This is a genomic window from Pseudomonas weihenstephanensis (assembly GCF_001043055.1).
In the GTDB taxonomy this organism is placed as follows: Bacteria; Pseudomonadota; Gammaproteobacteria; order Pseudomonadales; family Pseudomonadaceae; genus Aquipseudomonas; species Aquipseudomonas weihenstephanensis.
The window spans coordinates 1-634 of sequence record NZ_JYLF01000032.1; the positions used below are offsets into that span (position 1 = coordinate 1).

The 634-nt window shown below is 60.3% G+C and carries 1 protein-coding gene; it reads right to left on the minus strand.

Annotated elements, in window-relative coordinates; genetic code table 11:
* A partial coding sequence (locus TU86_RS22080) for a phage portal protein (protein ID WP_048366453.1) occupies nucleotides 1-634 on the minus strand: 634 nt, incomplete at both ends.

Sequence of the window (634 nt, forward strand, 5' to 3'; positions counted from 1 at the left end):
CGGTTTTGCCCACCATCCACGGCGGCACGCCAAACCAGCGGCAAATCTCTTCGATGCTGAAGGTGCGTGATTCCAGCAGTTGCGCATCCACGGGGTCGATGCCGATGGACTCAGGGGTAATGCCCTGTTCCAGCACCGGCGACTTACCCGCATTCAGTGCGCCTGCCACCTCTTTGATGTATTCGCGGAATTCGGCTCGTTGGTCAGGGCGCAGTATCCGGTCGACCTTGAAAGCAACCGAAGGCAGCAGACCGTTTTTGAACGTGCTGTTCGCGGCATCATCCGCCGACATCGCGGAGCCGAAGACATTGGCACCGTAGCGAATGGCCGACATGCCGACCCGTCCATCGAGGGAAAAGGCCGGGATATGCAGCATGTCCTGGCGTGCAATCTCTCGCCGTGGCCCTTTGCGCGGGGTGTACCAGTATTGCAGGCGGCCATCGTCGTCGAGTTCCAGTTTGACCCGACTGGGCAGCAGAAAGTCCAGAGCGATCACCCGCCCGCGCGCCCGGTGAATCTCGCAGTAGGCATTGCCCTGCAACAGCATTGAGGCCACGACCGCCTGCCAGAACTGGAACGCCGTCATGTCTTCATTGGGGCTGTTATGAATTACGTCGTACAGCGCGAAGTCCCG